The organism is Limosilactobacillus gastricus PS3 (genome assembly GCF_000247775.1).
GTDB classification, from domain to species: Bacteria; Bacillota; Bacilli; order Lactobacillales; family Lactobacillaceae; genus Limosilactobacillus; species Limosilactobacillus gastricus_A.
This window is the reverse complement of record NZ_AICN01000017.1, coordinates 20364-29211: the sequence shown is the minus strand read 5'-3', so window position 1 is coordinate 29211 and position 8848 is coordinate 20364. Positions and strand designations below refer to the sequence as shown.

The 8848-nt window shown below is 40.8% G+C and carries 7 protein-coding genes; 4 read left to right on the top strand and 3 right to left on the bottom strand.

Annotation, left to right across the window (positions count from 1 at the left end):
• Positions 1 to 34 precede the first annotated feature (34 nt).
• A complete protein-coding gene (locus PS3_RS01980; protein WP_040467911.1) occupies positions 35 to 550 on the bottom strand; it encodes a PadR family transcriptional regulator in 516 nt (171 codons plus the stop codon).
• A gap of 136 nt (positions 551 to 686) precedes the next feature.
• On the opposite strand from PS3_RS01980, the gene PS3_RS01975 reads away from it, so the two are divergent.
• The 4 genes from PS3_RS01975 (at position 687) to PS3_RS01960 (ending at position 6280) form a co-directional block, all read left to right on the top strand.
• Complete coding sequence (locus PS3_RS01975; protein WP_007121865.1) at positions 687 to 2378, top strand: MFS transporter; 1692 nt, start codon at positions 687 to 689, stop codon at positions 2376 to 2378.
• Between the two features lie 304 nt (positions 2379 to 2682).
• Positions 2683 to 4488, top strand: a complete 1806-nt coding sequence (gene thrS, locus PS3_RS01970) for a threonine--tRNA ligase (RefSeq protein WP_007121864.1) — start codon at positions 2683 to 2685, stop codon at positions 4486 to 4488.
• Positions 4489 to 4655: 167 nt separating this feature from the next.
• The gene (locus tag PS3_RS01965) at positions 4656 to 4937 is read left to right on the top strand and encodes an ACT domain-containing protein (protein ID WP_007121863.1); all 282 of its coding nucleotides are present in this window, start codon (positions 4656 to 4658) and stop codon (positions 4935 to 4937) included.
• Positions 4937 to 6280, top strand: coding sequence for a PFL family protein (locus PS3_RS01960; protein WP_007121862.1), 1344 nt, complete (start codon positions 4937 to 4939; stop codon positions 6278 to 6280). The genes PS3_RS01965 and PS3_RS01960 overlap by 1 nt, the downstream gene beginning before the upstream one ends.
• 70 nt (positions 6281 to 6350) lie before the next feature.
• Here the strand turns inward: PS3_RS01960 and lepB are convergent, their stop codons facing one another.
• Positions 6351 to 6956: a signal peptidase I gene (gene lepB / locus PS3_RS01955; protein ID WP_007121861.1), complete on the bottom strand. Its 606-nt coding sequence runs from the start codon at positions 6954 to 6956 to the stop codon at positions 6351 to 6353.
• A gap of 259 nt (positions 6957 to 7215) precedes the next feature.
• On the bottom strand, positions 7216 to 8736 hold the full coding sequence (gene murE / locus PS3_RS01950) for a UDP-N-acetylmuramyl-tripeptide synthetase (protein WP_007121860.1): 1521 nt from the start codon (positions 8734 to 8736) through the stop codon (positions 7216 to 7218).
• Between the last annotated feature and the right edge of the window lie 112 nt (positions 8737 to 8848).

The following is an 8848-nucleotide window of genomic DNA, read 5'->3' as shown; positions in this document are numbered from 1 at the left end:
CCAGGGACCTGTCGACAAGTCCCTGGGTTTTTCTCTAACTATAGTCAGCTAATGCTTCATTTAAAACTTTAATCACCGCTTCATACTGAGCTATTCCATACGCAACGGTGATTTTTTGTGTCTTACTAATGCCATTAGTTTCCCACTCTTTGTTATTCTTCTTTAAAGTATCTAACTTACTTTGCTTATATTCAATTTCCTTTTGAATCAAATTTTTGATTTGTTCATCATTTAAGGAATCACCAAAGAAGAGGTGTAACAAGAAATCTGATTTGAATACTTCTTGTGAAAATTCGGTATCTAGATACTTTTGGAATTCTTTTTTCCCTTCGAGCGTAATTGAAAACACATTCTTATTTGGCTTGTCGGTTTGAACTACCACATGCTTTTCTATCTTTCCCTCTGATTCCAATTTCCTTAGAGTTGGATAAATCATTCCGTAAGTTCCATCATAAAAATACGACAATCTGGTCTTCAAGATATCATTAATCTCATAACCTGTCCGATCCGATCCATTTAAAATTCCTAATACGACATCTCGTCCGTTCATTCATTTCACTTCCGATTCGTTTTTCCTATTTTATCATTTAATATCATCACCATCCATATTCATAAAGTTAATATTAATGTTGACAACAATCTTCTGACCTTTCATACTAACATTGTTAATATGAAAGGAGCATTTTATGTCAAAATCTTATAAAATTTGGATTATTTTGATGGCTAATTGTATTGGAATCTTCTTGTGCATGTTAGATACAACCGTGATGAACATTGCATTACCAGATATTCAAACCAGTTTAAAAGTTACCTTAAACAGTCTTTCTTGGCCTTTAAATATATATACAATTATTTTTGCCGCTTTAACGATCCCTTTAGGGAAATTAGCCGAGAACATTGGTATTAAACACACTTATTTAATTGGTTTAGTGGTATTTACCATAGGTTCTGTTATTTCGTCTTTAAGTACTAGCTTGATCCACTTAATGATTGGTCGAGGAATTCAGAGTTTAGGTGCTTCCATTGTCTTTCCTCTATCAATGACTATCGGAATTAATCTCGTCTCTTTGGAATCAAGAAAGAAAACTATTGCCGCATTAGGTATTACCCAGGGGCTTGCTGCCGCATTAGGACCATCCATTGGTGGAGTATTAACTCAATTTCTAGGTTGGCGTTGGATATTTATTATTAATATTCCATTAACGATTTTATCAATCATTCTCTGTTTAATTAGTTTTGATCTTAAAAACGACAAAAGAACAAAAGAATCCATAGATTTCTTAGGAGCTCTTCTTTGTATTACTATGCTTTCGACCTTAGTTCTTTCTCTGGTCCAAGGACGATCTTGGGGTTGGCTAAGCATTCCAATTATTGCCAGTTTAATCATTTCATTTGTCTCAGTGATTTGCTTCGTTACTTGGGAAATCCATACCAGTAACCCAATGATTCCGATGGATTTGTTTAAAAATCATGAATTCACTGGATCAGCAATCGCCATCGTCTTAAGTAACCTTTTTCTTGTAGCTGTTACAGTAGTACTGCCTACATACTTTGTCAGAATCCAAAGTAAATCTGAATTAACGGCTGCTTTACTTATCACCCCAATTACTGGAATGATCTTTATATTTTCTCCCCTCGCAGCACTCATAATCGATAAATTGGGAGCTCGTATGGTAATAGCCTTTGGCTTCATACTAATTACGATTTCTTATGTACTATTTACTAATATCAACATGAATAACATCTTGCTTGTGGTAATAACTTGTATAATTCTTGGTAGTGGTTACGGAATTATCGCTGGCCCGATAACCGTTTTAGCAGCCTCAGATTTTGAAGGGTCACTTCTAACTGCATCACAAAGTGTGGCTGGTGTTTTGAGACAAGTAGGAATATCCTTAGCTGTTGCCATCTACGTTACGAGTCTATACGCAAATATGGTCACAGCAAAAAGTAATTCTACAAATTATATTAACGAGCAAGTAGCAAAATTAGACATCTCACAAAGTAAAAAACAAGCTATTATCAATCGTTCGGTCAATAGTTTAGGTAAGAACTCATCAAAAATATCTACTAATCACTTTTCAAAAAAGGATCGTCAACAATTTATTAATCTGGCATATCAACAAGAGTTGGCTAAGTACCCAGATTTAACTGATCAAACGCAAAAATCTAATATCTACGATAAAGTTAAAACAACCGTTGAGACCACACTTGATAACCTGAATCATAAAATTAATCAGGTTATTACAAGGATCAAAAACTATGCTAGGCATCAATATGAGCTCGCCTTTATCAAATTGTATAAATACTCCATTCCATTTGCGGCCTTATCAATCCTTTCATTTCTGTTCTTTCCGAAAAAGAAAACAAAAAATTAGCTTGACGATTTAAATTGAGATCGCTATAATCGAACGCAATGAGAGACATATTCACTAGGTGAAGAGCAATTCAGGGAATGGTACCTTGGCTGAAAGTACCTTTGCTTACCTAATGGGGACCACTTTCAGGATTGCTATCGAAATAAGATAGCCGGCTCGTGACCGTTATTTCACCTACGAGGGAGAATTTTTTGTATTCTCTAAATTTGGGTGGAACCACGCTAATTTTTGTTAATGGCGTCCCTAGTATCTATGATTTAGATACTAGTGGGCGTTTTTTATTTTCTATAAAGGAGATTTTCTTATGCCACAAGTTGCAGTTATGTCACCAAATGGTGAAGTTGAAAAGATTGATCGCGATTCTCAAGCTGGTTTAGAAGCCTTACGCGCCCTGTCGGCGTTGCTCTTAAAAGCCGCTTTGCACCAGCAATTTGACGGAATTCGTCTTGGCGCTGCCGTTGCGGAAGATGATCAATTCTACGTTGATTCTGATAAAGATGAACAACAGGTTTCGGCCGACGAATTAGCTAGCTTAGAGGCCACCATCAAGCAATTTGCCAAGGACGACGTCAAGGTTGAATTCGCCCAAGTAAAGGTTGAAGATGCTTTAGCCGAAGTTAAGGATGACCCATTCTCAACGGAATTGATCAACGAACACGCCCAAGATGGTCTGGTTGCCATGTACGAAGTCGCTGGAGTAAAATCCGTCGCTACCCAACCGGTACTGGTTTACGGAAACGTTGTGAAAAACTACCAATTACTTTCCGTTGCCGGGGCTTACTGGAAGGGGATGTCCTCTAACCCAATGTTACAACGGATTTACGGAACGGTTTTCTTCAAAAAGGATGACCTTGAAGCTGATCTCAAGGCACGTCAAGAAGCCCGTGAACGGGATCATCGGGTGATTGGAAACCAACTCGATCTCTTCTTTGTTGATCCTAAAGTCGGCGCTGGTTTGCCATACTGGATGCCAAAAGGGGCAACTATCCGGCGGGTCATTGAACGTTATATCATCGATAAAGAAGTTGCCGATGACTACGAACATGTCTACACCCCAGTTCTAATGAACCTAGATGCCTACAAGACTTCTGGTCACTGGGATCATTATCGTGAAGACATGTTCCCACCAATGGATATGGGAGATGGGGAGCTCTTAGAATTACGGCCAATGAACTGTCCTTCTCATATCCAAGTTTACAAGCACCACATCCGTTCCTACCGTGATTTACCATTACGAATCGCGGAACTAGGAATGATGCACCGTTATGAAAAGTCCGGAGCCCTCTCTGGTTTACAACGGGTCCGGGAAATGACCCTAAATGATGGTCATACCTTCGTAACCCTTGATCAAATCCAAGATGAATTTGCAAAAATTTTGAAGTTGATTATGGATGTCTACAAAGACTTTGACATTACGGACTATACTTTCCGGCTTAGTTATCGGGATCCAAAGAATACTGAAAAGTACTTTGCCAATGATGAAATGTGGGAACAAGCCCAAAAGATGTTGAAGGGTGCCATGGACGATCTCGGACTTGATTACTATGAAGCCGAAGGGGAAGCCGCCTTCTATGGTCCAAAGTTGGATATCCAAACCAAGACGGCTTTAGGCAACGAAGAAACGATGTCCACCATCCAATTAGACTTCATGTTACCTGAGAAGTTCGACCTCCACTATGTTGGTGAAGATGGTCAACAACACCGTCCGGTGATGATCCACCGGGGAGTAGTTGGAACCATGGAACGGTTCATGGCTTACTTGACTGAAATTTACAAGGGTGCCTTCCCAACCTGGTTAGCCCCACAACAAGTTAACATCATTCCAGTTAGTGACGACCGTCATGGTGAATATGCTGATCAAGTTGCCAAGGAATTGAAACACTTAAATATCCGGGCAAAGGTTGACCACCGAAACGAAAAGATGGGTTACAAGATCCGGGAATCACAAACTCAAAAAGTTCCTTATACTTTGGTAGTTGGTGATGACGAAATGGCTAACGGTGCTGTTTCGGTACGGAAGTATGGTGAACAAGAACAAAACGGCATGAGTAAGGATGACTTCTTGAAGTTAATCCAAGCTGATATTGCTTCATACTCACGGGAAAACTAATTTAAAAATTAGGGGCTAGTGAAGAAATCAAATCTTTCTTCACTAGCCTCTTTTGCTTGATTGTGTTTCACATGAAACTCTTAAATAACGAACAATTTAAAACTACTAGGATATTGAATTCGTATTTAGTATAATAAACATATCAATAATTTGGAGGACCTAGATTTATGAAAGCTATTATCACCACGGTTGGTCAAGACCAAGTTGGAATTATCGCCGGGGTTAGCAACTATCTTGCCAAACAACACATCAACATTTTAGACGTTTCACAAACCATTATGGACGGCTTCTTTACCATGATGATGTTAGTCGACCTGGCCGAAGATGCTGATTTTGCCGCCCTAACTGAAGATCTCAGTCAACTTGGCCAAGAACTCGGGGTGGATATCAATATCCGGAACGAAAAGGTTTATGCAGCTATGCATGAATTAAGTGGAGGGTTAGATTAATGGATAACCGGCGCATTTTCGAAACGGTCAACATGATCGCCAATGAAAATCTGGACTTACGAACCACTACGATGGGAATTTCCCTCTTAGATTGTATTGACGGTGATAGTGACCGTGCTTGTCAAAAGATTTATGACAAGATCACCACGAAAGCCCAAAACTTAGTCAAAGTTGCTGAAGATATCGAAACTGAATTTGGGATTCCGATTGCTAACAAGCGGATCACCGTTACTCCAATCTCCTTAATTGCCGCCGCTTCTGGGGATGAAGATTACGTAAAGTATGCCCTAACGCTAGAAAAGGCGGCCGAAGCTGTTGGAGTCGATTTAATCGGGGGCTTTTCGGCCTTAGTCCATAAGGGTTACCAGAATGGTGATCGGACCCTGATTAAATCAATCCCCGAAGCCCTTCATCAAACAAGTCGCGTCTGTGCCAGCGTGAATGTCGGTTCTACACGCAGCGGAATTAACATGGACGCCGTTAAAGAAATGGGTGAAGTAGTCATCCAAAACGAAGCTCTTGATCCTTTGTTGAATGGTCGCTTAGTAATCTTCTGTAATGCAGTAGAAGATAATCCATTTATGGCGGGTGGTTTCCACGGCGTCGGTGAATCTGATGTTGCTTTAAACGTCGGGGTATCAGGTCCTGGCGTGGTCAAAACGGCCTTAGAGAAAGTTCGTGGTAAGTCCATGGACGTTGTTGCCGAGACGATTAAACAAACCGCCTTTAAAGTTACACGAATGGGTCAATTAGTCGGTCAAGAAGCATCTGAACGACTCGGGGTTGACTTTGGAATTGTCGATCTTTCCTTAGCTCCTACTCCAGCCCAAGGAGACTCGGTTGCTAACATCTTAGAAGAAATTGGTTTAGAAAGCGTTGGTACGCATGGTACCACTGCTGCCTTAGCAATGCTAAATGATGCCGTTAAAAAAGGTGGAATTATGGCCTGCAGCCATGTGGGGGGACTATCTGGGGCTTTCATCCCTGAATCAGAAGATGCCGGGATGATCGAAGCCGCTGAAAAGGGGATCTTAACCTTTGATAAATTAGAAGCAATGACCGCCGTTTGTTCCGTCGGCTTAGACATGATTGCCGTTCCTGGTGATACGCCAGCTACTACAATTAGCGGAATGATTGCTGATGAAGCAGCAATTGGTATGATCAATAATAAGACCACAGCAGTTCGCGTCATCCCTGTTCCTGGCAAGACAGTTGGTGAAGATATCGAATTTGGAGGGCTCTTTGGTCGAGCACCAATTATGGCCGTTCATGAAGCTAGTTCCGCCGCCATGGTTAACCGTGGTGGTCGCATTCCGGCTCCAGTTCATAGTTTTAAAAACTAAACCAAAGAAGCTGGAAAAAAGCAATGAGGGTGGAAAGAAATGTCAATGAGCATTTCTTTCCACCCTCATTTTAATTCTTAAAATAATGTTTCCAGAATTGATTAATGTTGTAACGCGTCGTTTTCGTCCCTGACCATGGAGCTACCTTAACAACCCCTAAGATCTTACTCTTTGGGACAAAGCCCCAATAACGGCTATCATTCGAAACACTACGGTGATCACCCAAAACAAAGTAATAACCTTTTGGAACTTTTGTCGCCCCATTGTATTTTAACCATCCATTTTTAATCGAGATGCTTTGGAGGGTCCAGTTGCCTGTTCCAGTCGTCCGTTGATAGCTACTAATGTAGGATTGACTAACTTTCTTGCCATTAACGTAAAGATTACCATTTTTCGATTCGACTGTATCACCGCCCACGGCGATAACCCGCTTAACATAGTTAGTCTTACTGGTGACTTGTGGGTCCACCCCATTGGCGTCAAAGACAATTACGCTCCCCCGGTGAATTTTAGCCTGTTTAAAAGTCCATACCTTTTCATTGTTCTGTAGGTTAGGTTGCATAGACGGCCCGTCTACTTTAACCCGTTGAACAACAAAGACGTTTAAAATTAAGGCTACTGCTAAGCCCAAAGCAACTGGAATTACCCAGCTCATGATCGACCGGAAGGTTTTCATGGTGTTTCCTCGTTTCAAAAATTAATTAACTATGGTTATCATACAACTTTTCCGGTGTTGACACCACTAAAGAAAACAAGGGTGGAAAGAAACACTAACTGACATTTCTTCCTACCCGTATCTCTATTGATCACACTCTTAATTACGGTCAAAAAAGCGCCCCACGAGTCTAACTACGAACTCACGTCGGTCCCTTTCGTACCAACATTCGTTCTAGGTTAGCCCTATGGGACGATTGATTGCTTTTTACCAGCTTCACTTATTTATCATATTCAACCATCAACTTTTGCGATAATTGATAATCGCCAATGTATGGCTTATCACCATCCACGTCATGCATAAAGACCTCGCGACCTTTTCCGGCCATGAAAATGACATCGCCAGGTTTTACCATCGCAAAGGCCTGTTCAATCGCTTTTACTCGATCAACCTCAACAATTACCTGTAATTCAGGATTCGTAATATTAGCTTTAATATCGTCAACAATTTGGTAAGGATCTTCCTTAAAGTTATCTTCACTCGTTAGAATCGCTACATCCGCGTATTCTGACAAGGTCATCCCGATATCATGACGACGCGACTCAGCTTTGCCTCCAGCCGCACCAATCACCACAATTAAACGTCCCTTTGGATACTCATGTTTCATAAACTTAAAGCTCTCCGAAAGGCTTAAATAATTATGTGCATAGTCGACATAGGCCACATAACCATGATGATTGCTTAAACATTCCATCCGACCCGGAACGGTAGTAGCTAATAAACCAGCCTTAATCTGCTCCTGATCATCCGTCAATTGTTGGGCCACAGCGATGGCTGCCGTTGCATTAGCATAATTAAAATCACCAGGGATCTTAATTTGATAATCGCTTGTTCCGGATGACGTTTTAACCGTAAATTGGCCGTGGGAGTGGCCTTGATATTGGTAGTCAGCCGTCGCATCTTGGCCGATAGAAATCACCTTGGTTTGATAAGCTTGTGCTTTTTCTGCTAAAAAGGTATAGTCTTTAATTTCCCGGGAAATAATGACCGTTTTGCTATTAGCAACAATCTGACTCTTACAATATAGATAATCATCAAAGTCAGGGTGTTCAACTGGACTGATATGATCAGGTGAAATATTTAGGAAAACACCGTAATCAAATTCCAGTCCATATACCCGCGATTTCTTATAAGCTTGACTAGAAACTTCCATCACCAAATACTTCATCCCATGATCAACGGCTGCTTTTAACATGCGGAATAAATCCAACGATTCAGGGGTGGTTAAATGCGCTTCAATAAAATGTTCACCATCTAAACATTCATCAATCGATGATAATTGAGCGACTTGCTTACCAAAAACTGCTTGTAAGATGTGTCGTGTAAAATAAACTGAGGTCGTCTTCCCCTTAGTACCCGTAAACCCAATCATCGTTAATGCTTGATCTGGGTTACCGTAAAAAGCTCGCGCGACCGTTGCCATAGCTTTTTGAACATCAGTTACAATGATCGCAATCACTGGTAACTGGGTCTTTAAAATATCATCAACTTGACTCCGTTCCGTAATGGTCACAGTTGCTCCAGCCGCAACGGCGTCTTGTAAGTATTTAAAGTTAAAATTTAACCCCTTACAGAAGAAGAGCGCCTGTGACTTAACTTGTCGGGAATCATAGGTCACATCCGTTATTTCGGTTGCCCGAACGGATTCTGGAAGGGTGTAGTGCCGTTGGTTGTCACAAATGACCTCTTCGAACAGTTGGCGTTCTTTAAGCAAACGCACAACCTCATTAACTGTTAACATTGTTTGTCTCCTTGTCTAGCTATCTGAGAAAATTATACTAATCGCCTTTGATCCTTCTTTTTCAAATTCAAGAATATTTAAGGAAGTTCCCCATAAAAATAGTGGAGCCAAC